This is a genomic window from Arthrobacter sp. IK3 (assembly GCF_051337705.1).
GTDB classification, from domain to species: domain Bacteria; phylum Actinomycetota; class Actinomycetes; order Actinomycetales; family Micrococcaceae; genus Arthrobacter_B; species Arthrobacter_B koreensis.
The window spans coordinates 230,730-257,025 of the sequence record NZ_JBPPSW010000004.1 but is presented as its reverse complement, the minus strand read 5'-3'; the positions used below and the strand labels follow the sequence as shown (position 1 = coordinate 257,025).

Annotated in this window: 20 protein-coding genes and 1 tRNA gene; 7 read left to right on the top strand and 14 right to left on the bottom strand. The window is 66.5% G+C overall.

What is annotated here, in order from left to right; genetic code table 11:
- Position 1: 1 nt before the first annotated feature.
- The 3 genes from ACSLGO_RS07540 to ACSLGO_RS07530 all read right to left on the bottom strand — a co-directional run bounded on the left by ACSLGO_RS07540 (position 2) and on the right by ACSLGO_RS07530 (position 3,709).
- The gene (locus tag ACSLGO_RS07540) at positions 2-193 is read right to left on the bottom strand and encodes a YbdD/YjiX family protein (RefSeq protein ID WP_436400790.1); all 192 of its coding nucleotides are present in this window, start codon (positions 191-193) and stop codon (positions 2-4) included.
- A complete protein-coding gene (locus ACSLGO_RS07535) occupies positions 193-2,490 on the bottom strand; it encodes a carbon starvation CstA family protein (RefSeq protein ID WP_263128213.1) in 2,298 nt (765 codons plus the stop codon). Before ACSLGO_RS07535 ends, ACSLGO_RS07540 begins: the two co-directional genes overlap by 1 nt.
- Before the next feature lie 241 nt (positions 2,491-2,731).
- Positions 2,732-3,709: an NAD(P)H-quinone oxidoreductase gene (locus ACSLGO_RS07530; RefSeq protein WP_436400789.1), complete on the bottom strand. Its 978-nt coding sequence runs from the start codon at positions 3,707-3,709 to the stop codon at positions 2,732-2,734.
- A gap of 66 nt (positions 3,710-3,775) precedes the next feature.
- Between ACSLGO_RS07530 and ACSLGO_RS07525 the strand changes: the two genes are divergently transcribed.
- The 5 genes from ACSLGO_RS07525 (at position 3,776) to ACSLGO_RS07505 (ending at position 11,665) form a co-directional block, all read left to right on the top strand.
- Positions 3,776-3,863, top strand: a tRNA-Ser gene (locus ACSLGO_RS07525).
- Between the two features lie 190 nt (positions 3,864-4,053).
- Positions 4,054-4,614, top strand: a complete 561-nt coding sequence (locus tag ACSLGO_RS07520; RefSeq protein WP_152275002.1) for a septum formation family protein — start codon at positions 4,054-4,056, stop codon at positions 4,612-4,614.
- A 219-nt stretch (positions 4,615-4,833) separates the two neighbouring features.
- The gene (locus ACSLGO_RS07515; RefSeq protein WP_436400788.1) at positions 4,834-9,285 is read left to right on the top strand and encodes an ExeM/NucH family extracellular endonuclease; all 4,452 of its coding nucleotides are present in this window, start codon (positions 4,834-4,836) and stop codon (positions 9,283-9,285) included.
- A gap of 331 nt (positions 9,286-9,616) precedes the next feature.
- Positions 9,617-10,444 (top strand): hypothetical protein, encoded by an 828-nt coding sequence (locus ACSLGO_RS07510; RefSeq protein WP_436400787.1) that lies wholly within the window; start codon positions 9,617-9,619, stop codon positions 10,442-10,444.
- 84 nt (positions 10,445-10,528) lie between these two features.
- The gene (locus ACSLGO_RS07505) at positions 10,529-11,665 is read left to right on the top strand and encodes a chaplin family protein (RefSeq protein WP_436400786.1); all 1,137 of its coding nucleotides are present in this window, start codon (positions 10,529-10,531) and stop codon (positions 11,663-11,665) included.
- Between the two features lie 123 nt (positions 11,666-11,788).
- On the opposite strand, the gene ctaD is transcribed toward ACSLGO_RS07505, so the two are convergent.
- From ctaD to ACSLGO_RS07475, 6 genes are all read right to left on the bottom strand, one after another.
- Entirely contained in the window at positions 11,789-13,540 is a 1,752-nt protein-coding gene (gene ctaD / locus ACSLGO_RS07500) for an aa3-type cytochrome oxidase subunit I (RefSeq protein WP_091608139.1), read from the bottom strand.
- A gap of 148 nt (positions 13,541-13,688) precedes the next feature.
- On the bottom strand, positions 13,689-14,876 hold the full coding sequence (locus tag ACSLGO_RS07495; RefSeq protein WP_386887970.1) for an amidohydrolase family protein: 1,188 nt from the start codon (positions 14,874-14,876) through the stop codon (positions 13,689-13,691).
- Between the two features lie 41 nt (positions 14,877-14,917).
- Complete coding sequence (locus ACSLGO_RS07490; protein ID WP_436400785.1) at positions 14,918-16,291, bottom strand: formimidoylglutamate deiminase; 1,374 nt, start codon at positions 16,289-16,291, stop codon at positions 14,918-14,920.
- A complete protein-coding gene (locus ACSLGO_RS07485; protein WP_419243217.1) occupies positions 16,288-17,487 on the bottom strand; it encodes an allantoate amidohydrolase in 1,200 nt (399 codons plus the stop codon). The genes ACSLGO_RS07490 and ACSLGO_RS07485 overlap by 4 nt, the downstream gene beginning before the upstream one ends.
- A gap of 25 nt (positions 17,488-17,512) precedes the next feature.
- Positions 17,513-19,189 carry a urocanate hydratase gene (gene hutU, locus ACSLGO_RS07480; protein ID WP_436400784.1) on the bottom strand — a complete coding sequence of 559 codons (1,677 nt, stop codon included), beginning with the start codon at positions 19,187-19,189 and terminating at the stop codon, positions 17,513-17,515.
- Between the two features lie 24 nt (positions 19,190-19,213).
- The gene (locus ACSLGO_RS07475; protein WP_152275009.1) at positions 19,214-19,864 is read right to left on the bottom strand and encodes an IclR family transcriptional regulator; all 651 of its coding nucleotides are present in this window, start codon (positions 19,862-19,864) and stop codon (positions 19,214-19,216) included.
- 227 nt (positions 19,865-20,091) lie between these two features.
- Between ACSLGO_RS07475 and ACSLGO_RS07470 the strand changes: the two genes are divergently transcribed.
- Complete coding sequence (locus tag ACSLGO_RS07470) at positions 20,092-20,736, top strand: NADPH-dependent F420 reductase (RefSeq protein WP_091608152.1); 645 nt, start codon at positions 20,092-20,094, stop codon at positions 20,734-20,736.
- A 109-nt stretch (positions 20,737-20,845) separates the two neighbouring features.
- Here the strand turns inward: ACSLGO_RS07470 and ACSLGO_RS07465 are convergent, their stop codons facing one another.
- Genes ACSLGO_RS07465 through ACSLGO_RS07455 form a run of 3 tightly spaced genes read right to left on the bottom strand, consistent with a single transcriptional unit; the run spans position 20,846 to position 21,740 of the window.
- Positions 20,846-21,373 (bottom strand): hypothetical protein, encoded by a 528-nt coding sequence (locus ACSLGO_RS07465; protein ID WP_436400783.1) that lies wholly within the window; start codon positions 21,371-21,373, stop codon positions 20,846-20,848.
- On the bottom strand, positions 21,370-21,570 hold the full coding sequence (locus ACSLGO_RS07460; protein WP_091608157.1) for a hypothetical protein: 201 nt from the start codon (positions 21,568-21,570) through the stop codon (positions 21,370-21,372). The genes ACSLGO_RS07465 and ACSLGO_RS07460 overlap by 4 nt, the downstream gene beginning before the upstream one ends.
- Positions 21,567-21,740, bottom strand: a complete 174-nt coding sequence (locus ACSLGO_RS07455; protein WP_176697657.1) for a hypothetical protein — start codon at positions 21,738-21,740, stop codon at positions 21,567-21,569. The genes ACSLGO_RS07460 and ACSLGO_RS07455 overlap by 4 nt, the downstream gene beginning before the upstream one ends.
- An 809-nt stretch (positions 21,741-22,549) precedes the next feature.
- Here ACSLGO_RS07455 and ACSLGO_RS07450 point away from each other — a divergent pair.
- On the top strand, positions 22,550-24,031 hold the full coding sequence (locus ACSLGO_RS07450; RefSeq protein ID WP_436400782.1) for an aldehyde dehydrogenase family protein: 1,482 nt from the start codon (positions 22,550-22,552) through the stop codon (positions 24,029-24,031).
- Here the strand turns inward: ACSLGO_RS07450 and ACSLGO_RS07445 are convergent.
- Positions 23,994-26,003: an FAD/NAD(P)-binding protein gene (locus tag ACSLGO_RS07445; protein WP_436400781.1), complete on the bottom strand. Its 2,010-nt coding sequence runs from the start codon at positions 26,001-26,003 to the stop codon at positions 23,994-23,996. The genes ACSLGO_RS07450 and ACSLGO_RS07445 overlap by 38 nt on opposite strands.
- Positions 26,004-26,063: 60 nt before the next feature.
- A complete protein-coding gene (locus ACSLGO_RS07440) occupies positions 26,064-26,249 on the bottom strand; it encodes a hypothetical protein (protein ID WP_325786675.1) in 186 nt (61 codons plus the stop codon).
- Between the last annotated feature and the right edge of the window lie 47 nt (positions 26,250-26,296).

Here is a 26,296-nt window from a genome sequence, read left to right as displayed (position 1 = left end):
GTCAGCAGCAGCGCCCGCCGGGGTTGGCGTCCTGGCGGTCCATCTTGTCCCGCCAGAACTCCCGCTCGGTCAGCTGCGGAGAGGAACAGCCCGACGCCGCGTGGTGCTCCTGGTATTTCCGGTACGCGTCCTCGCCCATCACGTCACGGAAGAAGCGGACAAAGCCACGCAGGTGCCCGACGACGGCGGTCATCAGTGCCCCGTCCGCGCCGGCTGCTGGTCCTCCGGCAGGGCGTCCCACTGCGCCTGGATTTCCTTTTCCTCCGGTGTGGCCAGGAAGCCGGCCGGCGCGAAGGTCCGCGACGGCACGGCCGGGTCTTCGGCACTCGGCGCACCGCCGGAACGGTAGGAGCGGACCGACGCGATAACGGCCGTGACGATCACGATGATCGCCAGGGTCACGAACAGGATGGACAGCACACCCTGCACGAAGGTGTTCCGGACCACCGCCTCCATGGCCTCAACGGTCTTGGCCGTGCCGAAGCTGGTCTCGCCGGCCTCGAGGGCGTTCCGGAAGGCGTTGTGCTGCGCCCAGTAGCCCACGGCCGGGACTGGGGAGAAAATCTTGTACATCGAGGCCGTGATGGTTACGACGGAGGCGAAGCCCAGCGGCAGCACCACCACCCAGATGTACTTGAAGACATTCTTCTTGGCCAGGATCGCCAGGCAGATGGCCAGCGCTATGGCTGCAAGCAGCTGGTTGGCGATGCCGAACAGCGGGAAGAGCGTATTGATGCCGCCCAGTGGATCGGTGACACCCATGATCAGGATCGACCCCCAGCCGGCAACCATGATCGCCGTACATATCCAGGCCCCTGTCCGCCATCCGGTGTCCCGGAACTTCGGGATGAAGTTCCCAATCGAGTCCTGCAGCATGAAGCGTGCCACGCGGGTGCCGGCGTCGACGGCGGTGAGGATGAACAGCGCCTCGAACATGATGGCGAAGTGGTACCAGAACGCCATCATGGCCGGTCCGCCGATGAAGCTCTGCATGATCATCGCCAGGCCGACGGCGAGGGTGGGCGCACCGCCGGTGCGCGAGACGACTGACTCTTCGCCGACGTCGGACGCCAGCGAGGTGAGCATGTCAGGGGTGAGGTTCACGCCCACCAGGCCCAGGGAGTTGACGAAGGCGACGGCGCCCTCCACGGTGCCGCCGGTGGCAGCCGCGGAGGAGTTCATGGCGAAGTAGATGCCGCGGTCCAGGGAGATCGCCGCGACGAGCGCCATGATCGCTACGAAGGACTCCATCAGCATGCCGCCGTAGCCGATGAACCGGGTCTGGCGCTCCTTCATGATCATCTTCGGAGTGGTACCCGAGGAGATCAGGGCGTGGAAACCGGACAGGGCACCGCAGGCAATAGTGACGAAGAGGAACGGGAAGAGCGGGCCGGCAACTACTGGGCCGTCGTTCCGGGATGCAAACTCGCTGAACGCGGGAACGCTGATCTCCGGGCGGACAACAATGATGGCGACTGCCAGCATGACGATCGTGCCGATCTTCATGAAGGTGGAGAGGTAGTCGCGCGGGGCCAGCAGCAGCCAGACGGGCAGAACGGCGGCGATGAAGCCGTAGATGATGATGCCCCAGGCGATGGTCACCCGGTCCAGGGAGAAGATCGCCACGCCCCACTCGGTATCGGCGATCCAACCGCCGCCAATGATCGCGAGCATCAGCAGCACGAAGCCGATGATCGAGACTTCGCTGACCTTGCCGGGACGCAGGTAGCGCAGGTATACCCCCATGAAGAGGGCGATCGGGATGGTCATGGCGACGGAGAAAACGCCCCACGGGCTCTCGCCGAGCGCGTTCACCACCACCAGGGCCAGGATCGCGACGATGATGATCATGATGGTCAGGGTGGCGATCAGGGCGGCAGTGCCGCCGATCAGCCCGAGTTCCTCGCGGGCCATCTGGCCCAGGGAACGTCCGCCGCGGCGCATGGAGAAGAACATGACCAGGTAGTCCTGGACGGCGCCGGCAAGGATGACGCCGACGATGATCCACACGGTGCCGGGCAGGTAGCCCATCTGCGCGGCCAGGACGGGGCCCACCAGCGGCCCGGCGCCGGCGATGGCGGCGAAGTGGTGGCCGTAAAGCACCCGGCGGTCGGTGGCGGCGTAGTCCTTACCGTCCGCCTTGTACTCCGCGGGTGTGGCCCGGCGGTCGTTCGGCCTGAGCAGGTGCCGCTCGATGTACTTCGAATAGAACCGGTAGCCGATCAGGTACGTACAGACCGCGGCAAAGACGAACCAGATGGCGTTCACGGTTTCGCCGCGGATGATTGCGAGCATGGTCCAGCTGATGCCGCCCAGCAGGGCGATGCCTACCCAGACCGCGATCTTCAGCGGAGTCCAGGTGCTGCGGTTGGCGTCGTCATCGTCGACGGCGACCGGCGGCAGGTCCGGATCCTGCGTGAGGATGTCTGCGCCTCCGGCTGCGGGGTCCGGACGGTCCGGGTCCCTCCGTCGCCGCTTGTCTTCACTCATGGTGCTACCCCTTGTCAGCAGTGCGGTCCCTGCGGGTGCAGGGCGTAATGTGCGCATGAGGGTAGCACCGGGGATGCGATGTGGGTCACATACACGCCGGTAGGTGGGGAAGGGCCCGCCGAGCGGTCCTGTTTCGGCGCCGAGCGGCGGGCGAACGGCGCTGGCGGGCGACGGCGGGCCGACGGCGGCCCGGCGAACAGCGCCGGCCGGCGGGGCCGGGTGGGCCCCGCCGATCTTCGGGCTACAGCGTCAGCAGGACCTTGCCGGTGTGCTGGCCGGAGTCGAAGTACTCGTGGGCGGCTGCCGCCTCCGCCAGGGGGAACGTGCGGTCCACCAGCGGTTTGACGCTGCCGTCCTTGATCAGCGGCCAGACGTATTCGCCGACGGACGCCATGATGGCGCTCTTTTCCTCTACAGGACGTGCGCGCAGCGTGGTTCCCATCACTGCACAGCGCTTGCGCATCAGTGCATTGAGGTCCAGTTCCGCCCGGGTTCCGCCCTGCAGTCCGATGATCACCAGACGGCCCGCGACGGCGAGCGCGTCGACGTTGCGCTGCAGGTACTTGGCGCCCATCACGTCGAGGATCACGTCTGCCCCGTGCCCGTTGGTGGCGGCACGGACTTCCTCGACGAAGTCCTGCTCCTTGTAGTTGATCAGCACCTTGGCACCGAGGCTCCGTGCCAGCTCGAGCTTTGCCGGGCTTGAGGCCGTCACCATGGGTAGGGCGCCGAAGGCAGCGACGAGCTGGATAGCCATGGTGCCAATGCCGCCGGCACCTCCATGGATCAGCACGTATTCGCCTTCATGGACTCCGGCCGCCATGAAGAGATTCGAGAACACGGTGGCAGCCACCTCAGGCAGTGCCGCGGCGGTCACGAGGTCCATTTCCGGCGGAACCGGAAGCACCTGGCCGGCTGGAACGGCCACCTGTTCGGCGTAACCGCCGCCGGAAAGCAGTGCAACGACGTCGGCACCCACTTCCAGCCCCTCCACCCCGGCGCCTACCGCTGCCACCCGTCCGGAGACCTCCAGGCCCGGATATTCAGGAGCGCCCGGAGGCACCGGATAGTTTCCGTGCCGCTGCAGCACATCGGCACGGTTGAGTCCCGCCGCTGCAACGTCGATGAGGACTTCACCGGGGCCGGGTACGGGTGCGGGCACGTCGCGGAGTGCCAGGACCTCCGGGCCGCCGGGTTCGGTAATGACTATCGCTTTCATGGAACCTCCTGCGGAAGTGGAGAAAATTTTGGTGAACTGCGCTCATCTGCCAGACTACTAAGCGGAGGAAGGTTGTCCGAGCGGCCGATGGAGCTGGTCTTGAAAACCAGTGTGCGGTAACCCCGTACCAAGGGTTCGAATCCCTTACCTTCCGCTCACAGGCACCCCGGTCATCGGCCGGGGTGCCTTTTCCTTTGCCCTCTTCGATGCCATTGCATATTGCGTGCGGATGTTACCTCGCCGATTTATAAGCATGCTTGCGCTGCACATAACCTCTTCTGGTGGTTTCCGGCCCATTGGGGGGTGGATAACCAGGACCAATTACCGCAGAAGGAGCTATTCGCATGAATTCCGCCCGCCAGCTGAACCTGGCCCGCGCCGGAAAAGCCGTCACGGCTGCCGTCTTCGCCCTCGCACTCGCAGGGTGCGGAGCCGCCGCAGACAAGGACGAACCAAAGACCAGTGAATCAGCAGCCTCGGCCTCGCCGGAAGCAGAGACCGTAGCTGACGGGACGGCTGAGGAAGAGGTGTCCGCCGAATCCGTCGACGCCGTCGACCTGAAGGTTGGCGACTGCCTGGTCGATGACCCGGATGCCGAACAGATTGAAGCTGTGGATGTGCTTCCATGCACCCAGCCGCACGATACCGAGGTCTACGCTGCCATGGACATGGACCGCGGTTCGTTCCCCGGCGAGGAAGCCATAGACGCCGCGGCACAGGAATTCTGCCTCGCTGAGTTCCAGCCTTACATCGGCACGGACTACTCGGAGTCCGCCCTGGACATCGGCTACCTCACGCCGACTCCGACGTCCTGGACCCTCGGCAACGATCGGGAGATCCTCTGCACGGTCTACCGCATGGACGGCGAGAAGCTCAGCACCACGGTGAAGAACTCGAACGTCTAGTTCATTCACGCCAGAAAGGGGGCCTAACCAAAACGGTTAGGTCCCCTTTCTCGCATTGTCAATAGTTACCGGCCGTTAGGGCACCAAAGGGGTCGAATTCACATGCCTGTCACCCCGGGGTGGTATCCAGAAGGAGTTCACCGCACCCCTTGCCGATCTACCAGGGCCACTACCGCGTGCCCCCACACCGGCATCCGTTCCCCAAAGGAGCAATGAGGCATGAGATTTACCCGATGGAAGGCAGTGCTGGGCACAGCTCTGTCTGCCGGCCTGCTGGCCGGACCGCTGGCGGCGCTGCCCGCCCACGCGGAGGAATTACCTTCCGGCGTCGTTATCAACGAGGCCTATCTGAACGGCGGAAGCGCCAACGCTCCGTTCACCAACAAATTCGTGGAACTTTACAACCCGACCAGCGCCGCGGTCAGCCTGGAGGGCTGGTCCCTTCAGTACCGGGCCGCAGGCAGCACCGGTGCACCCACCGGAATCGCCCGGCTCTCCGGGAACATTCCGGCCGGCGGCCACTACCTGGTCCAGGGCGCCAGCAACGGCACCAACGGTGTTGCCCTGCCGGCACCCGACGCCACCATCGGCGCCAGCTTCTCCGGATCCGCCGGAACCATTGTCCTGGCGAACCAGCCCGGAGCAGTGAACCCGCTGCCCACCGGCTCCGTGACGGACCAGCCCGGCGTGGTGGACCTGCTTGGTTACGGCACCTCCAATACCTTCGAGACCGCTGCGGCCGCCGCCCCGGCCGGCAACTCCGATCCGAAGTCCCTGAACCGTACCGAATACGCGGACACCAACAACAACGCCTCGGACTTCACGCTCAGCGCCTCCGTCACTCCGACGAACACGTCCGGAACCGGAACCGTCCCGGATCCGGAGCCCACCGATCCTCCGGCCGGGGTGCGTCCCATCGCGGAGATCCAGGGCACCGGCGACGCCAGCCCGCTCGTTGGCCAGACCGTCACCACCCGCGGCAAGGTCACCGCTGCCTATCCCACCGGCGGCTTCAGCGGCTACTACATCCAGACCCCCGGCACCGGCGGCGAACTGGACCCGGCAACACACACTGCTTCCGACGCCGTCTTCGTCTTCTCCTCGGCCACTGTCGGCCAGGTTGCAATCGGCGACTACGTTGAGGTCACCGGAACCGTCGGCGAGTACTTTGGCCTGACGCAGCTGACCGTTCCTGCCGGCGCCATGACCAAGCTCAGCGAACCGGCCGAAGAGGTCAAGCCCGCTGCGGTTGCCTGGCCGGCCACGGACGCCGAGCGCGAAACCCTTGAAGGCATGCTGCTGGCTCCGCAGGGCGAGTTCACCGTTACGGACAACTACACCCTGAACCAGTACGCGGAAATCGGCCTGGCCGCCGGCAGTGAGACGCTCGTGCAGCCCACCGCCGTCGCGCCGGTGGGAACGCCGGAGCACGCGGCAGTTGTCGCCAACAATGCGGCGAAGGCCGTAAAACTCGACGACGGCGCCACCACGAACTTCCTCTCGGCCGCCAACCAGGCCAAGCCGCTTCCGTACCTGACGTCCACCGACCCGGTGCGCATCGGATCCTCGGCTACCTTCACCACCAACGTGATCCTGGACTACCGGAACAGTGCCTGGCGGTTCCAGCCGCTGACCGAGCTGACTCCCGCCAACGCGGAGACGGTCCAGCCGGCGTCGTTCGAAAACACACGCACCGCTGCTCCGCAGAGCGTAGGCGGCAACCTGAAGCTCGCCGCCTTCAACGTGCTGAACTACTTCAGCACCACCGGCAGCGATCTCTCCGGCTGCACCTACTACAACGACCGCTCCGGCGCTCCAGTGACCGTCCGCGGCGGCTGCGATGCACGCGGAGCGGCCAATGATGCGAACCTTGAGCGGCAGCAGGCGAAGATCGTTGCAGCGATCAATGCCCTGGGCGCCGACGTCGTTGGCCTCATGGAAATCGAGAACTCCGCTGAACTGGGACAGGACCGGGACACCGCCCTGGCCCACCTCACGGAGGCACTGAACGCGGCCGCACCGGGCACCTGGGACTACGTCCGCTCCCCCGCAGCCCTGCCGGACGACGAAGACGTAATCCGCACTGCGTTCATCTACCGGACCGCCACCGCCGAACCCGTGGGCGATTCAGTCATCCTGAACGATGAGAGCGTGTTCTCCAACGCCCGCGAACCCCTGGCCCAGGCCTTCAAACCGGCCGGCGGAGAAGACAGCGAAAGCTTCGTGGCAATCGCCAACCACTTCAAGTCCAAGGGCTCGGCACCGTCCAGCGGAGAGAACGCAGACAACGGACAGGGTGGTTGGAATGCCGACCGCGTCCGGCAGGCACAGGCCGTGGCCGCCTTCGCGGACACCGTGGCGCAGGACGCCGGAACCGAGCGGGTCTTCCTGCTCGGCGACTTCAACTCCTACGCCGCGGAAGACCCCATGCAGGTCTTCGCCGAAGCGGGCTACGTGAACCTGGGCAAGGCGACAGGAAAGCACTCCTACGCCTTCAGCGGCCTGGTTGGCTCCCTGGACCACGTCCTGGCCTCGCCTGCCGCGGCTGAGGATGTCACGGGTACCGATATTTGGAACATCAACTCAGTTGAGTCGATCGCTTTCGAATACAGCCGGTACAACTACAACGCCACGGATTACTACGCAGCGGATCCCTACCGCTCCTCGGACCACGATCCGATTCTCGTCGGCATGGACCTGACCCCGGCCGAAGCGGAAGTCACCGACCTGAACCTGCTCAACATCAACGACTTCCACGGCCGGATTGACGCCAACACCGTCAACTTCGCCGGAACCGTCGAGCAGCTCAAGGCCGCCGCACCTGAGGGCAGCTCACTGTTCCTCTCCGCCGGCGACAACATCGGCGCGTCCCTGTTCGCCTCCTCGGTGCAGCAGGACCAGCCCACCATCGACGTCCTGAATGCACTCGGCCTGCGGGCCTCCGCAGTGGGCAACCACGAGTTTGACGGCGGCTTCGCGGACCTCACCGACCGGGTGGTTCCTGCCGCGCAGTTCGATTACCTGGGCGCCAACGTGTACCTCAAGGGCACCACCACCCCGGCACTGCCGGAGTACACGATCCTGGACGTGAACGGCGTTCGGGTGGCCGTGATTGGAGCAGTGACCGAGGAGACCGGAACCCTGGTTTCCCCGGGCGGCATTGCCACCCTCGAGTTCGGGGATCCGGTGGAAGCCGTCAACCGGGTCGCCGAACGCCTGGATGCAGAAGGCCTGGCAGACGTCATCATCGCCGAGTATCACGAGGGCGCCGGATCGGGAACGCCCGACGGCGCCACACTCGAGGAGGAGATCGCCGGCGGCGGTGCCTTCGCGGAGATCGCGACGGAAACCAGTGCGCTGGTCGACGCCATCTACACCGGCCACACGCACAAGCAGTATGCGTGGGATGCCCCGGTTCCGGGTGTGGACGGCAAGACCCGTCCCGTAGTCCAGACCGGTTCCTACGGCGAGTTCATCGGACAGATCGAGCTGCAGTACAACGCCGAAACGGACGAGGTCCTCTCCTACACCGCAGGCAATGTGGCGCGTACCACCACGCCGGCGGCGGATCTGGTAGCTGCCTACCCGGCAGTTGCCGAGGTTCAGCGGATTGTCGACGCCGCCCTGGCGTTCGCTGCCGAAGTGGGCAACCAGCCCATCGGCTCTGTCACGGCAGACATCACTACGGCGTTCGCCGGGACTTCCCGCGATGACCGCGGCAACGAATCGACCCTGGGCAACCTGGTGGCCGATTCGCTGCTCTCATCCCTCGGTTCTCCCGAGCGCGGCGGTGCCGAGATCGGCGTCGTCAATCCGGGCGGACTCCGCGCCGAGCTGTACTACGGCGAGGACGGCGTCATTACCTATGCCGAAGCCAACGCGGTGCTGCCGTTCGTGAACAACCTCTGGACCACAACCCTCACCGGGGCGCAGCTGAAGTCGGTCCTGGAAGAGCAGTGGCAGCCGGACGGAAGCTCACGGGCGTTCCTGGCCCTGGGCCTGTCCGACAACGTGACCTACACCTACGACCCGGACCAGGCCCGCGGCTCCCGGGTCCAGTCGGTCACGGTCAACGGCGCAGCACTGGACCCCAACCGGGCCTACCGTGTGGGTACATTCAGTTTCCTGGCACAGGGCGGGGACAACTTCTCCACCTTCGCGCAGGGTACGGACACCCGCGACTCAGGGCTAATCGACCGTGATGCGTGGATCAGCTACCTGCAGGCCAGCAGCCCGGTGTCCCCGGACTTCGCCCGCCAGGGCGTCATCGTCAAGGGTGCCCCGGCCACGGCGAAGGCCGGAACGAGTGTCACTCTCACGGTGGACAAGCTGGATCTGACCTCACTGGGCAGCCCGGCCAACACCGCGCTGGCCGTCAGCTGGGTCCCGGCCGGCGGAACCGCCGTCGCTCTGGGTTCGGTTCCGGTGACCGCAGGTGCCGCCAGTGTCACGGCCGCGCTCCCGGCGTCCGCGTCCGGCAGCGGATCCCTGGTCCTCACCGCGGATCCGTCCGGCACCACGGTGAACATACCGGTCACCGTTGATCCCGCACCGGAACAGCCCACCTGCGTCCGTCCCGTCCCGCCGAAGAACTGGTGGGACGTCCGGGGCTGGCTGAAGTACGCGGTGGACTACGCCCGATACCTGGTCTGCACCCTCAGCCGCGGCTAGTGCACACCGGCTAGGCGATAACGGAGCGGCGCCGTCCGGACCTTCGGGTCCGGGCGGCGCCGCTTTCTCGGTTCAGTCCTGCCTCAACCGGTAGACACCCTGATTTTTCTGTGCCTATAGTGACCGAAGTGCTTAGTGCTGGACTGGGGGCATCGGAATGAAGGCGTCACGAGGAGCTTGGCGGGTTGTCCGTCCCATGCTCCTTGGGGCCGCCGCAGCCGCCTCCTGGCTGACTCTCTCGGCCACTGCGGCGTCGGCTGAACCAGTAACTGAGCGGGATTCCCTTCTGGCGAGCGTGAGTTCCTCCGCTACTGGCCTCGTGGATTCCGCCGTGAACACCGTCGATCAGGTCACGGATGGCCTGCTGCCCGGCCCGCAGGCAGCGGACCAGGCCCCCGCTGCGAGGATTGTCCTGCCGGATGCGCCTCAGCTGCAGCCAGCATTACAGGGCGTAGTAACCGCCGTGGACGAGCTGGTACAAACCGTTCCGGTTGTGAGGACGCTCGTCCCGGCACAGACGCTGCCTGCCGCCACCGATCCCATCCTTACCGCGGTCGACGACATCACCGGCTATGCGGTAAAAACGATTCGGCCGGCCGCAGACGGCCTCCTTGAGACCGTGCCTCCCGTTCTCCCTCCAGCCCCCGACGCCGGAACTGGCTTGGTTTGTCCCGGTGGCCTGGAAGACCCCGCGGCTTATGCCGCATCCGGATGCGGCGAAACTCCGGTAACGTCCGTGATTCCGGAGACCGGCCCGGCGCCACAGTCCGCAGTTGACAGCGCACGCTTCGCGGCCGCGGTCTCTGAGCCGCACCCGGATGAAGATGTTGCGACCCCTGCGGCGCTCGACGCCGTGGCAAGTCACGGGGAATTGACGGCGGATACGGCAGCGTCCTGCGCTGAGGTCTTCCCCGAGTTCGCACTGCCCGTGTCTCCCGGTCCGGATGCCGGTACGCCAGGAGGATCGCCGCAAAACGGCCTTCTGCCGCTGGGCAGCGGATCCTCCGTAGTGAGTCCTTCGGGGGCGGGTCCGCTGCTGCCCGGCTGCCTTTCCGGCCAGCATCTCAGGATTCCGGCGCTGGCTGCGCTGCCCGCTTCCACGGAGCTTTTGGAAGCTCCCTCTCCAGTGTCCCTGGACCACGAGGCGTTCCCTGATTAGTTGGGCCTTTGTCCGTTTGCAGATGGACGAATGCCATTTGGGCCCCAGGTGGCCCTACACCAATAACTTCTCAGGAGATTCGCTATGCGTTGCACTATTCGACGTGGGCTGCTTGGAACCCTCTTTGCCGGAGGCTTGCTGGCCCTTGGAACAACCGCGGCCAACGCGGAACCGGTAACCTCGGGTTCCGACGGGCTCCTCTCCGGAACCCAAATCACCGCACCCATCACCATCCCCATCAACCTCGGCACCAACTCCCTGGCCATCCTCGGTGAAGCCAACACCGAGACCACCAGCGAAGCCGCTACACCCGGGATGGGCACGGAAACCGGCACACCGGCAGCCGGCACCGGACCGGTAACCTCCGGACCGGCAACGTCCGGGTCCGACGGGCTCCTCTCCGGAACTCAAATCACCGCACCCATCACCATCCCGGTGAACCTCGGCACCAACTCCCTGGCCATCCTCGGTGAGGCCAACACCGAGACCACCAGCGAAGCCGCAACCCCGGCGGCAGACACCGCCATCGGCACACCGGCAGCCGGCACCGAACCGGTAACCTCCGGGTCCGACGGGCTCCTCTCCGGAACCCAAATCACCGCACCCATCACCATCCCCGTCGACCTCGGCACCAACTCCCTGGCCGTCCTTGGTGAAGCCAACACCGAGACCACCAGCGAAGCCGCTACCCCGGCGGCAGACACCGCCATCGGCACACCAACAGCCGGTACCGGACCGGCAACCTCCGGGTCCGGCGGGCTCCTCTCCGGAACCCAAATCACCGCCCCCATCACCATCCCGGTGAACCTCGGCACCAACTCCCTGGCAGTCCTCGGCGAAGCCACCACCGAAACCACTACGCCGGGCCCCGTGCCTCCAACCGGGCCCCGGCCCGGCGACACCGACCCCCGACCCGGCGACACCGACCCCCGACCCGGCGACTCGGATCCCGTCGTGATTCCCGCGGGGCCTCAGCCCAATGGCTCGACAGGAACTGAGCCGGCTTTTGCATCCGCAGCTGCGGAGGAAAGGACCGGGCTTAGCCTCGCGTCCGCTGTCGAAACACCGCAGTGGACATCCGCGGCCGCAGCTGCGGCCTCACCGAGCCTCCTGGCTGACACCGGAGCGTCAGGCACGGTCCTGCTGTGGGTGGCACTTCCGCTGATTGGGGCCGGCTTGGCACTAATCGGGCGTGCAGCCTGCCGGACAGCCGATCTGTAACCCGCTGGGTGAGCCGAGGTTCCGGTGCCGCCGGAACCTCGGCCTTCCCGCCGTTCTTCGCAACGCCTGCGAGAAGCCACGTGGGCCGAACCGGTTCGGCGGACACCCCGGACTGGGCGACGGCTACTGCCGCGGATCCGGGTTCTTTGGATCCTGCGAACCCATGTCCGCGGCGCCGAGCACACTGGCCACCGGGTTGTCCGTCTTCTCGTTCGCGCGCGGCTTGAGCTCCGGGTGGTGCAGGTCCAGGGCCGGCCGCTCGGAACGGATGCGCGGCAGGGAGGTGAAGTTGTGGCGCGGCGGCGGGCAGGACGTTGCCCACTCGAGGGAGCAGCCGAAGCCCCATGGATCGTCCACTTCCACTTTCTTCCCGCGCCGCCAGGTGACGTAGACGTTCCAGAAGAACGGGATCAGGGAGAACCCGAGGATCAGGGAACCGATGGTGGAAAGCTGGTTCATTGCCGTGAAGTTGTCCTCCACCAGGTAATCCGCGTAGCGCCGCGGCATGCCCAGCACGCCGAGCCAGTGCTGGATCATAAAGGTCAGGTGGAAGCCGAGGAACAGGAGCCAGAAGTGGATCTTGCCCAGGCGTTCGTTGAGCATCTTGCCGGTCCACTTGGGCCACCAGAAGTAGAACCCGCCGAACATCGCGAACACCACGGTGCCGAAGACCACGTAGTGGAAGTGTGCAACCACGAAGTAGGTGTCCGAAACGTGGAAGTCCAGCGGCGGCGAGGACAGGATGATCCCGGTCAGCCCGCCGAACAGGAACGTGATGAGGAATCCGAGGGCCCACATCATGGGCGTCTCGAAGGTAATCGAGCCGCGCCACATGGTGCCGATCCAATTGAAGAACTTCACACCGGTAGGCACGGCAATGAGCATGGTCATGATCGCGAAGAACGGCAGGAACACCTGTCCGGTGACATACATGTGGTGCGCCCACACAGTCATGGACAGGCCCGCGATTGCGATCGTGGCGAAGATCAGGCCCTTGTAGCCGAAAATCGGTTTGCGGCTGAAAACCGGCAGGATTTCCGAAATGATGCCGAAGAACGGCAGCGCGATGATGTAGACCTCAGGATGGCCGAAGAACCAGAAGAGGTGCTGCCACAGAATGGCACCGCCGTTTTCCGGGTCGAAGATGTGCGCGTCGAACCGGCGGTCTGCCCCGAGGGCAAAGAGCGCCGCCGCCAGTGGCGGGAACGCCATCAGCACCAGGATGGCGGTGACCAGCGTGTTCCACGTGAAGATCGGCATGCGCCACATGGTCATACCCGGGGCGCGCATGCAGATGATGGTGGTGACGAAGTTGACCGAACCGAGGATGGTGCCGAATCCGGACAGCGCCAGGCCAAAGACCCACAGGTCTCCGCCTATGCCGGGGGAAAACGTGGTGTTGGACAGCGGAGCGTACGCCGTCCAGCCGAAGGACGCCGCTCCCTGCGGGGTAAGGAAGCCCGAGATCGCGATGAGGGAGCCGAAGAGGAAGAACCAGTAGGCCAGGGCGTTCAGGCGCGGGAACGCCACGTCCGGAGCGCCAATCTGCAGCGGCATCATGACGTTCGCAAAACCGGCGAAGAGCGGGGTTGCGAACATCAGCAGCATCAGCGTTCCGTGCATGGTGAAGAGCTGGTTGTACTGCTCGCGCGAGGAGACAATCTCGAGTCCGGGCTGGAAGAGCTCGGCCCGGATGATGAGGGCCATGACCCCGGCCAGGCAGAAGAAGACGAAGGACGTGATCAGGTACAGGTAGCCGATCTTCTTGTGGTCGGTGGTGGTCAGCCAGTCGACGACGATGCGGCCGCGCGAAACGGGCACCACGCGCGGCGGTACGGTTGTTCCTTCGTCTGCCGAATACTTCAACGTAGACATTCGCGCCGCCTAGGGGTCCGCAGGAGGTTCAGTCCGTACACGGGCTCCGCCGTCGCAGGCCAGTGTGCCTTGTATCGTAGGACCCGCTCCGGAGCAGGTCCATAGGCTGCAGGGGTTTTCCTGCGTCCGCCCGAGGTTAGCCGCCCGCCTATATTCCCGGAACCCGCTCCCCCGCCCGCCAAACGGCACTGGTCAGCGGCATGCCGGGCCGGTACGCGAGGTGGGCGGCGGACGGCGCGTTGAGCAGGTGGAGATCCGCCCGGTGCCCGACGGCGAGCGAGCCCACCGCCCGCTGCCCGTCGGCGTCGTTCCCTGTGTGCCTGCGCAGCGCCAGGGCACCGCCGTAGGTGGCCGCGCGGATGGCCTCGGCAACGCTGAGTCCCATCTGCAGCACGGCTGTTGTCACGCAGAAGGCCATGGACGTGGTGTAGGAGGTGCCCGGGTTGCAGTTCGAGGCAAGCGCAATTTCGACGCCGGCATCCAGCAGTTCCCGCGCCGGCGCCAGGGGCTGCCGGGTGGAGAGATCGCAGGCGGGCAGGCACGTGGCCACCGTTCCCGGCGTTCCGGTCCCGGTGCCGGCGTTCCAGTTTCCCCAGCTGGCCGCGAGCGCCTGGACATCGGCCGCCGAAAGATAGTTCACGTGGTCCACGCTCGCCGCACCGAATTCAACGGCCAGCTGCACACCGGCTCCCGGGCCGAGCTGGTTCCCGTGCACGCGCAGCCCCAGTCCGGCGTCCCGGCAGGCAGCCAGGACCCGGCGGGACTGGTCTTCGGTGAAGGCTCCGCGCTCACAGAATACGTCCGCCCACCGGACGTAAGGCAGCACGGCCGCGAGCATCGGGCCGCAGACCAGGTCCGTGTAGTCCTCGGCGTCGATGCCGTCCGGCACCAGGTGTGCTCCCAGGAAGGTCACGTCGTCCACCACGCTGGAAGCGATCCGGGCACTGCGGGTCTCCTGCTCAACGTCCAGCCCGTACCCGGTCTTGGTTTCGAGCCAGGTGGTTCCGCCCGCGGCAGCCTCGGCCCGGCGGCCCAGCAGCAGCCGGGTGAGGTCGTAGTCCCCGGCAGCCCGGGTGGCCTCCATGGTCACGGCAATGCCGCCTGCACTGTATTCCTCGCCGGCCAGGCGGGCGGCGAACTCGGCACTGCGGTCGCCGGCAAACACCAGGTGGGTGTGTGAGTCCACCCAGCCGGGCAGCGCCGCCCGCCCGCCGGCGTCATGCGCTTCATCTGCTGCGGGAGCCTGGGCGGCCGGGCCCAGCCAGGCGATCCGCTCGCCTTCGAATAGGACGGCGGCCTGCGTCAGCACGGATTCCGTTCCGCGGGCGGGGTCCATGGTTGAAAGTTCGCCGATGTTGGTGATCAGCACGGAACCCGTCACAGCCGCCCCTCCCGTCCCGTCGCCGGGACTGCTGCGGCGTCCAGGTTCGCGGCAGCGGAGGCCAGCAGCGGCCCGGGGTCACCGAGGTGCAGGTGCCTGCCGCGTTCGGCGGCCAGGACGCCCCCGACGACGACGGCGGCAACGTCCTGGGCGGTCGCTGCCAGTGCCAGCTGGGCCGGGTCGGCTCCCGCAGTCCGCGCCGTCCCGGGGTCCATAGCCATTAGGTCGCAGGACCGTCCGGGAGCGAAGCCTGGTGCCCGGCGTCCCTGGGCGGCAGCACCGGCGTCGGACGCCGCACGGTGCAGGTCAGCCGGGGTGAACCGTCCGCGGACACCGGAGGCCAGGCGTTCGCCGTATTCCAGTGCGCGCATCTCCAGCCACGGATCCACCACGGCGTGCTGGTCCGAGCCGAGCGCAATGCGCGCTCCAGCGTCCGCGAGCGCCGCCGCCGGGCCGATTCCGTCGGCGAGGTCCGCTTCGGTGCTGGGACACATGGCCACGGTGGCACCGGCAGTCCCGAGCAGCGCGACGTCCTCCGGGGTCAGGTGCGTGGCGTGCACAGCGGTCAGGCGTGGGCCCAGCAGCCCGTAACGGTGAAGCAGCTGCGCGGGAGTCAGCCCGGTGGCAGCCAGGCAGTCCTGGTTTTCGGCCGGCTGCTCGGAGAGGTGAACGTGCAGGGGCAGGTCAGGATCCAGCCCGGAGGCGATGGCCTGCAGTGCGTCCTCGGGGACTGCCCGGACCGAGTGCAGCGCTGCACCGACTGTCACGTACGCCGGATCGAACTCGGACTCCACGGTGTGCCGCAGATCCTTGAGACGGTCCAGCCACGCACCGGCGGAACCGTCACCGAAGCGGAGCTGGTTCTCCGCCAGCGGCTTCCCGAACCCGCCGGCGAGGTAGCACGTATCCAGCAGGGTGAGCCGGATTCCCGCAGCCCGGGCAGCGCGGCCCAGGGCCAGTTCCATGGCGTGCCCGGGATACGGCGAACCGTCCGGACGGTGGTGCACGTAGTGGAACTCGGCGACAGAGGTGTAGCCGGCCGTGACCATTTCGGCGTAGGCCGCGGTGGCCAGCTCCTCGTACAGCTCGGGTGTCAGGGCAGCCGCGGCCCGGTACATGCCCTGCCGCCAGGACCAGAAGCTGTCCGCCCCTCCGGTGTGGGTGCGTCCGCGCAGCACCCGGTGGAAGGCATGGGAGTGGGCATTGGATGCAGCGGGGAAGACGACGCCGTTGAGCACCAGGTCCCCCGGCCGCGGCCGGGTGCCGGATTCCACGGCGGCGACGATGCCCGCGGAGTCGACGCTCAGCCGGACGCCGGTCTCAACCCGCCCGTCCTGGACGGCGTGTTCGCACCACACTCCCGTCCTCACAGCAGGCCCTCCAGGACGTCGGCAAGGGCTGTGGCGGAGTAGTCCGCGTCGGTGTCTTCCACGTATTCCTCCGGGGAATGCGAGACGCCGCTGGGATTGCGGACGAACACCATGCCGGCGGGCACGTGGCCAGCCAGGATTCCGGCGTCGTGGCCGGCACCGGTGGCCAGAACCGGCGCCTGCGGCAGGGCGAGCTGGAGCTGGCGCTGCAGTCCCGGGTCAAAGGCGGTGGTGGGACTGAAGGATTCCCGGGCCAGCGTCACGGAGCAGCCTTCGAAGGCGGCGATTTTCTGCGCCTTGCCGTGGATGGTTTCCACCAGCCGGGCGGTGACGGCGTCCTCCTCATGCCGGGCGTCGAGCCACAGCTCCACCCGCGATGCAATGACATTGGTGCCGCCCGGAACGGCGTGGATCCGGCCGACGGTGGCACGCGCCCCGGGCTGGGCCGACGCAGCCTGCTGCACGGCCGTGATGATTTGCGCGGCGGCCACCATCGGATCTTCGCGGTCTTCCATCAGCGTGGTGCCTGCATGGTTGCCCTGGCCGTGCACGGTCAGTTTCCAGCGGCCGTGCCCCAGGATTGAACTGCCGACGGCGACGGACGGGCCGTCCTCGCCGAGCCCGCGGCCCTGTTCCACGTGCAGTTCCACGAAGTCACCGATCCGGGCGAGTGCGTCCTCGTCCCTGCCAAAGTGTTCAGGGTCCAGTCCGGCCGCCCGGGCGGCATCCGCGAAGGTGGTGCCGCCGTCGTCCCGCAGGTTCCGGGCCTTGTCCGCGTCGATGGCGCCGGTCAGCAGCCGTGAGCCCAGGCAGGCGACGCCGAAGCGGGAGCCCTCTTCCTCGGGGAAGACAGTGATGGCCAGGGACCGGTTGCGCTGCACGCCGCGTTCCTTGAGGACGTCGACGGCGGCGAGTGCCGCAGCGATGCCGAGCGGTCCGTCGAAGGCCCCGCCGCCCGGCACGGAGTCCAGGTGGCTGCCGGTGACCAGCGCGCCTTTCTGTGGCTGTCCCCACCAGGCCCAGAGGATGCCGTTGCGGTCAGTCTCGACGTTGAGACCGCGGGCCTGTGCCTCCGCTATAAACCAGGCGCGCAGGTCAGTCTCGGCAGTTGAGAACACGGGGCGGCTGTAGCCGCCGCGGACCGGATCGCGGCCGATTCCGGAGATCGCGTCAAGAAGGGAGGTGACTGTGCTCATTGCGGGATGTTCCTCGAGGTGGTGCTTAATCGGCCATGGGGATGCGGACGCCGCGTTCTTTGGCAACCTGCTCGGCCTCGCTGTAGCCGGCGTCAACGTGGCGCATGACGCCCGTCCCTGGATCATTGGTGAGCAGGCGTTCAAGCTTGCGGGCAGCCAGGTCGGTCCCGTCCGCCACTGAAACCTGGCCGGCGTGCAGGGAGCGTCCAATTCCCACGCCGCCTCCGTGGTGGATGGATACCCAGGTGGCGCCGGAGGACGTGTTGAGCAGGGCGTTGAGCAGCGGCCAGTCAGCGATCGCGTCGGATCCGTCCCGCATGCCCTCGGTTTCACGGTACGGAGATGCCACCGACCCGGAGTCCAGGTGGTCACGTCCGATGACGATCGGAGCGGACACCTTCCCCTCGGCGACGAGGCGGTTGAACAGCAGTCCGGCCTGTGCGCGTTCTCCGTAGCCGAGCCAGCAGATCCGGGCGGGGAGGCCCTCGAACTCCACGTGTTCGGCGGCGGCGTCCAGCCAGCGGTGCAGGTGTTCCTTTTCCGGGAAGAGTTCCTTCAGCGCAGCGTCGGTGACGGCGATGTCCGCGGGGTCCCCGGAGAGCGCCACCCAGCGGAACGGGCCCATTCCCTCGCAGAAGAGCGGCCGGATGTAGGCCGGAACGAACCCGGGGAAGTCGAAGGCGCGGCCGTACCCGCCGGAGCGTGCCTCGTCACGGATCGAGTTGCCGTAGTCGAAGACCTCGGCCCCGGTGTCCTGGAAGCCGACCATCGCCTCCACCTGCCGCGCCATCGATGCCTGCGCCTTTTTGGTGAACCCTTCCGGATCGGCGTCCGCCTCTCGGTGCCAGTCCTCGACCGCAATGCCTTCCGGCAGGTAACTGAGCGGATCGTGGGCGGAGGTCTGGTCGGTGACGATGTCGAAGTCCGCGCCCAGTCCGGCTTTTTGGCGGCGGAGCAGTTCAGGGAAGACCTCTGCGGCGTTTCCGACCAGCCCCACGGAGAGTGCCCGTCCCTCGGCCTTGGCCGCCATCACCTTGGCGAGGGCGGCCTCGAGGTCCGTTTCGACGTCGTCCAGGTAGCGTTTGCCGGCGCGGCGCCGCAGCCGGGACTCGTCGACGTCGACAATCAGTACCGCACCCCCGTTGAGCGTGACCGCGAGCGGCTGGGCACCGCCCATGCCTCCGCAGCCGCCCGTCAGGGTGGCGGTGCCGGCCAGGGTGCCGCCAAACCGCTTGTTGGCGATGGCCGCGAAGGTCTCATACGTGCCCTGCAGGATGCCCTGCGTGCCGATGTAGATCCAGGAGCCGGCGGTCATTTGCCCGTACATGGTCAGGCCTTCGGCTTCCAGGCGGCGGAACTCAGGCCACGTGGACCAGTCCCCCACCAGGTTCGAGTTGGCGAGCAGCACCCGCGGCGCCCATTCGTTGGTGCGGAAGACCCCCACGGGCTTGCCGGACTGGACGAGCAGCGTCTCGTCGTCGTCCAGCGTTTTCAGGGTGCGGACAATCGCGTCGAAGGACTCCCAGTTCCGAGCAGCCTTTCCGGTGCCGCCGTAGACCACCAGGTCCTCGGGGCGCTCGGCGACCTCCGGGTCCAGGTTGTTCATCAGCATCCGCAGGGGCGCTTCGGTCTGCCAGCTCCTGGCATTCAGTTCGCTGCCGCGCGGGGCGCGGATGGTACGCGGGGTTGATGCCTGGCTCATGGGGTTCTCCGTCATCGTTGTCGGTTAGCCGTGTGTTTGGACTGCATTGGTTTCTGCGGTGAGGACCCGGCAGATCCCCTCCAGCCGGTCGGGAGTGATCCGGTAGCTGGGCACCACTACGCTCATCGCTGCCACGGGTTTCCCGCCGGCCCTCAGCGGGACGGCGACGGCGGTGATGTCCGGTTCGACGCCGTCGCTCACCACGGCGCACCCGGTCCCGTTCACTTCGCCGCGCATCGCCCTGCCGGCGGCGCTGGTTTCGAGGTCGAACCGCCGTCCCACCCAGTTGGCGTGCCGAACGGACTGAGTGCCTTCTGCGATGGCAATGTACAGGCCGTGCCCGCCGGCCGCGGGAATGCTGAGGTAAGTGGATTCACCGGTTTGCTCCACGATGCGGTCCATGGTGTCCCGGTACGTGGAGATCAGGGATTCCGAGCTGAGGGCGAGGACGCCTAGCTGCACGACCGCCGGGCCGGGACGGTAGGTCCCGTTCTCCTCCCGCCGCAGGAAGTCGGTTCCTTCCAGGGTGCGGAGGAGCCGCAGCGCCGTGCTGGTGGACAGCCCGGCTGCCTTGGCCGCTTCGGACTGCGTGACAGCGCCCTGGCGGCACACGACGCTGAGCAGGGACAGGGCTCGTTCAACTGTCCGGGTGGTGCTGTCCGCCTTGGCTGCCATCCTGCTGCTTTCCTCACGGGTTACGTCACATGGGTTGTTTGCCACCCAGTAAAACAGCAATTTCACTAGGTGGCTAGGCTGCACTGTTGATTGAAGCTTCAATAAAGATGTGTCATAGTAGTTGAAGCTTCAACCGTCCGGTGGCCTTGTTCCCCGGATTACCCACCCTCCAACATGAGAAGAACCCAGTGACTTTCCGTTTCCCCCTCTTTCGAAAGAAGAAGAAAATGACTGATCTCACCATCATCGGTACCGGCAACATGGCCCGCGGACTGGCTGCCCGCGCAGTGGCAGCGGGACGTTCAGTCCAGCTCCTGGCCCACGAGGACAGAGCCAAGGCCGAAGCCCTTGCCACGGAACTGGGCGGCACCATCACCCCCGGCGTCCTGGGCGATCAGCTCACCGGCGCCATGGTCATCCCGGCGGTCTACTTCGATGCCTCCCGGGCCATCGCGGAACAGTACGGGGATGCACTGAACGGCAAGGTGTACGTGGACATCACCAACCCCGTGGACTTCGCGACGTTCGATTCGCTGTCGGTTCCCGCGGACAGCTCCGCAGCGGAGGAACTGCAGAAGGTGACCGGTGCAAAGGTGGTCAAGGCCTTCAACACGACCTTTGCCGCGACCCTGACCGACGGGACCGTTGCCGGACATCCGCTTGACGTCCTCATCGCCGGGGACGACGCCGATGCGATCCAGGCCGTGGCCGGGTTCGCCTCCGCTGCCGGGCTGAACCCCGTCGTCGTCGGCCCGCAGCGCCGTGCCCGCCAGCTCGAGCACATGGGCTTCCTGCACATCCTGCTCTCCGCTAGCGACGAACTTCCCGCGTACCAGTGGAACTCGGCGCTGAAGGTCATCCCGGCCGCGTAGCTTTGAGGTTCGCCAGGTTCTTGTGCAGCCGGTCCGTGCTCCGACCCGGAGTGCGGGCCGGCTGCCGTTTCGTCCGGGTTCCGCTTTATCCGGGATCTGCCGAGCGCCCCTAGCTCTTGGTGATGAAATAAAACACGACTCCGGCCGCGACCATAAAACCGAACCCTGCCGCCCCGATACGCCTCTGCTGCGCGCGGGTGGGCGGATTGTTCCTGCGTACGAAAGTCTGGATGAGCCCGAGTGCGCCGAAGCCCAGCCCAATCAGCACCAGCACCATGAAAACGGGCACCAGCGGATCGGATCCCTGGGTCAGGGGGTTGGGGCCGTCGGGAACAGAATGTTGCAGCACCCCCGTCAGGGACAGAATGACCAGTACCACTCCCATCACCATCCCGCCCAGGATCGGCAGCAGGAGGGCTGCCTTCATCCGTTCCGGACCGGTGTCAGCCCTCTTCGCTATCTTGTCCCCCAAAAAGAATTCAGGCTGGGAGCTGGCGAAGCCACTGATGGCATCCCGCTTCCGAAAAGCGAAGATGCAGGCGGCTGTCATCAGCGTTCCGACTATGAGCCCAGGCCAGAAAATGTCCACGAATCGCTCCTTATTGGTGATTGCCTGCCGGATGGGCGTGCTGGTCACAGCTGGTCACAGACCGACGAACGCCTGCCCATTCCAAACCTGCACATGAATTCCGGGTCGTTGATGTCGCCGCCGTCGAGCAGAAGAATGACCCCCAGCACCATCAAGGCCACGCAGACGGCTGTGATCATCCAGAACCGCCGCCAGTTCACTGCCCGGCCGCCAGCACGGACGCCGCGTTTGCCAAACGGGCTCACTCACCCCTCGTTTCCGCGTTTCTGCGATAAACGAGCCTGACCACATAGATGAGGAACAAGGTGCCGGGGACGCCGAGCAGCGGCGATCCGTCCGGCACGAGGAATGCGAGCAGCACGGTGGCGGCGGCACAGCACAAAAACGCAAGACCGATTGTCTTTGCGAGTCTCATTGCCGCTCCGTTCCGGCGAGACCAGTGCTGGCATAGCGGCTTGGAGCCGTTGCTTCCATCATCGATTCCCCCGGATACGAGACTGTGCCGGAACGGGCGTTTCGGTGGGAAGAATCTAACCCACATCCGACCGGCAGTCTGCGGTTGCAAGTACCTGCTTCCAGCCGTTGCCTACTTGAAACCCAGCTGTTTTTGCTGCTTATCACCGGCCCTGCTCTTCAGAAGCGCACGGAGTCCCGGCCGCCGTTTCCTCTGGTGCACGTGGGGTCACGATAGGACCCGGCAGCAACAACGGCTGGGAAACCGCGCGGACTTTCGGAGGTTGTTGGAACGCAGAAAGCTCTGGGATCCAGTTCGCCTCGCCTGAACCGGAACCCTCGGTGGTTTAGCGTCGTTTAGGCGTCAGGTGCTCGAACCTTCGGTGACTTACGGTCGCTTAGCCGCACCCAAAGCGACGTTTACTCCCCGAAGGTTTCGCCAAGCACCCCCAAAACGGCCGCATCTCCCCGAGGGTTTCAGCGTGCAGGTGCCAGCCCCCACCAAAACAGCCTCATCTCCCCGAAGGTTTCGTCCGGGCAGACCCCGGGCAGTCCGCATCCACTACCGCAGCCTCAGCCTCTGCCGCAGCCACTGCCACAGCCACAGCCACAGCGTCAATCGAGGTGAACCCGCGGCCACGGTGACCCAGCAGCCCGGACCTCCGGCGGAACCGGTTCCCCACCCAAAACCCCAGAACCGGGAACAAGAAGTAAGCATGCTTGGTTATACCCGGCATCGTCAGAAACGTACCCTTACAAAGGAGAGCGCCCATGACCGCCGCTAACCCCGCAGCATCCGGCTGGATCCCCGCAAAGCAGTTCATCGCCGGAGAATGGCGCCAGGGCCGCTCCGAGAAGACCCTGCCGGACATCAATCCGTTCACCGGCGAGGAGCTCCTCGGCCTGCAGCTGGCCTCCATCGAAGACCTTAACGACGCCTATGACAGCGCACGGGATGCCCAAACCGAGTGGGCCGCCGCTCCCCCGGCCGAACGCCGCCGCGTCCTGGAACGCGCTGCCGAGATCCTGGATGAACGGCGGGACGAAATCGCCGCGTGGCTCGCAGCCGAATCCGGCAGCACCGTGGTGAAGGCCAACATCGAGATCGATTCCGCGATCGGCATTACCCGCGAAGCAGCGTCCTACCCGCACCGGGTCCACGGGCAGATCCTCGACTCGGACATTCCAGGCAAAGAGGACCGCGTCTACCGGGACCCGCTCGGCGTCGTCGGTGTCATTAGCCCGTGGAACTTCCCGCTGCATCTCTCCCAGCGCTCAGTGGCACCTGCCCTGGCACTGGGCAACGCCGTCGTGCTGAAGCCGGCCAGCGATACCCCGGTGACCGGAGGCCTGCTGATCGGCAAGGTCTTCGAGGACGCCGGACTGCCGGCCGGCGTGCTGAGCGTCGTGGCCGGCGCCGGGTCGGAAATCGGGGACGCGTTCGTGGAGCACCCCGTCCCGTCCCTCATTTCCTTCACGGGCTCGACGGCGGTGGGCAAGAACGTTGGTGCCCTTGCCGCCAGCGGCGAGCACCTGAAACACACGGCCCTGGAACTCGGCGGCAACGGTCCGTTTGTGGTCCTGGCGGATGCGGACGTGGACCAGGCGGTCCGGGCCGCGGTGATGGGCAAGTTCCTGCACCAGGGCCAGATCTGCATGGCCATCAACCGGATCATCGTTGAGGACGCCGTCCACGACGAATTCGTGGAGAAGTTCACCCAGCACGTCCGGTCCCTGCCTGCCGGTGACCCTACCGATCCGAAGACCGTGATTGGCCCGATCATCAACGCCAAGCAGCTCGAAGGCCTGGAAGAGAAAATCAGCACCGCCAAGGACGAGGGCGCGAAAGCAGTTCTGCAGGGCAGCACCGACGGACAGGTGCTCAGCCCGTGGGTCTTCACCGGCGTCACCCCGGAGATGGAGCTGGCCCGCGAGGAGATCTTCGGCCCGCTTGCCGGCATCCAGCGCGCCCGCGACGCAGAGCATGCCCTGGAACTGGCCAACGCCACTCCCCAGGGACTCTCCGGAGCGGTGTTCACCGAATCAGCCGAGGCCGGCCTGAAGTTCGCCCGGCGGCTGCAGGTGGGCATGGCCCACGTGAATGACATGCCGGTTCACGACGAGCCGCACGTGGCGTTCGGCGGAGTGAAGAACTCCGGCCTGGGCCGGTTCAACGGCAGCTGGGCCATTGATGAGTTCACCAAGGACCAGACGCTTACGCTCCAGCACGAACCGCGGCAGTACCCCTTCTAGCCGTCTCCCCGCTGTCCTGCTCCCGGGGGAAGCTGTTTCCCCGGGAGAGGATGGCGGCGGCTATGTCGTCGGCGTCGCGCAGGGTCCGGGACCCGGCCGACGCCGGCGCACCGGCTTCGGCGGCGATGGCCGTTCCCCACTGAACGGAGGACAGCTGCAGGCCAAGAATGTAGAGGTTCTCCTGAGGCTGGCCCTTCACATCCAGCGGGCGGTACGGCGGCAGGGAAACGTCCAGCCCGGGAGTCAGCACCGGGGTGCCGTTGGGGGCCATCATGACCTTGGGCCGTGCTTCACCGCGGTGCAGCAGGTCTCCCAGCAGCGGCGAGAGCGTGGCATTAACGCGGTTCGGCGGCATCATTGCTTCCACCAGCGTGGACGCCGCGTATTCCCCTGTCACCCAGGGTGAGGACGCGGTGAAGACGGCACGTGCCTCATCGACGTCGAAACGCGGATCAGGCCCCACGAAATGGACCAACCCGGCACGGACCAGGGCGGCGAGCTGTTCGATCCGCTCCGGCGGCGGCCCGGAGGCCAGGCCTTCCACCAGGGGTTCAAACCAGCCCCGCAGCTCCGTGAGCCAGGACTCTTCCGCCAGCCCGCCGTCGGCCACTACTGCCTTCAGGACGGAACGGCCCGCGTTCAGCGCACCGATCGCCATCTTCAGCGGATCGTCCTCGCCCTTCGCCGAGCCGGCGGCGTCGTCCTCCAGGTACCGCAGGATTTCGGCATCCAGGTCCTCGGGACCGGCGAACGGCCGGCGCCCCAGCGGTTGTGCCAGCGCTTCCATGCTGGTCCGCCGGGCCGGCGGGACACAGCGCGCCAGCACGTCTTCCTTGGCCGCGTCCCACTCCGGGCCGGGAAGGCTGAGCGCGGTTTCCAGCTCCGCCAGGAAGTCACCGGCCGGGACATTCAGGCACTGTGGGTTGGTGCGGGCCAGGGTTGAGTAATACGCCCACACCGAATCGCGGTGGAGCAGCGGCCAGAGGTCGTGGTCGAAACCGGGCTGGATGCCTTCCTCGGCGAACCTGCCGGCAGTTTCCTCGGTAAACCAGCGAAGCGTCACGCTGCGCGGCACATAGCTCTCAAGCTTTGCCTTGGCACGGTACGGGGTTCCCCGGCGCGAGGCAGCAACCAGCACCGGTTCACGCCCGGAGGGTTCGTAGCGCAGGGCATGCCCGGCCGGTTCCCCGGTCGGCACGAAGACGCCGCCGCGGCCCAGGGTCACGTGCGCCATGATGTCGAAAAAGTTCAGGCCCAGCCCGCGCACCAGCACCGGTTCCCCGGCGGGAAGCACCGAAAAGTCCGCGTCGGACGGCACGGCAGGCGGCAGGTACTGCAGCCCCAGCCGGGACGCGGCGTCGCTCAGCCGGTTCTGCTCCGGTGTGAGCGCGGCCGGCAGGTGTCCCACGGCCAGCACGACGGCGTCCGCGGCCAGCGGGTCCTCGCCCGCCAGTTCAACGGTGAATCCTGTGCCTTGGCGGTGCAGTGCCAGCGCTTCGGCACGGTAATGAACGACGGCGGCGCCGGCCTGGGCTGCGGCGTCCACCAGGTGCGCGTAGGTCCACTCCAGATACCGGCCGTACAGGGCGCGGCTGGGGAACTCGGCAGGACCGAGCCGTGCGATTTCTTCCCGGTCTCCGGCACTTAGCGACGGTGCCGGCTCCCGGGCCATGCGGCGCACCCAATCGCCCAGCGAAAGACCCGTGGCCGAGGGAGCGAACTCCGTGGCCGTCCTGCCGGCCGGTACCACGGTGGGAAAAAGGCAGGGGGTGTTCATCAGGAACTGGCGGGACTGGCTGGTGCGCCAAACGTGCCCGGGGCCCGGATTGAACGGATCAACCATGCAGACCTGCAGCGCAGGCCGGTCCTCGCCGGGCATTTCCAGGTAGCGGGCAAGCAGCCGGTCAAGGACCGAGACGCCGCGGGGGCCGGCACCGATGACGGCAACGCGGAGATTTTGGCCTTTGTCCATTCTTCTAGGGTATCCGCCGCTCCTGCCCCGGTTGATCCCCTCCCATGCAGAGGGCGGATGTCAGGTGAAGGACAGATAAAAGAAGATGGCGGCTACGAAGACTCCCAGGATCCAGAACCAGCGGTTCACCCGCCTGCGCCGCGCCACATCCTCCACCGGAATGCGGGACCCGCGGAATATCAGCACAATCAGGATGACTGACGCGATGATGCCGGCCAGCGACAGCACCGGAGCGAGGATCGACACGGGCAGGGTTCCTCTCACAGGGGTCTGCGTTCCCAGCACCCTACGCG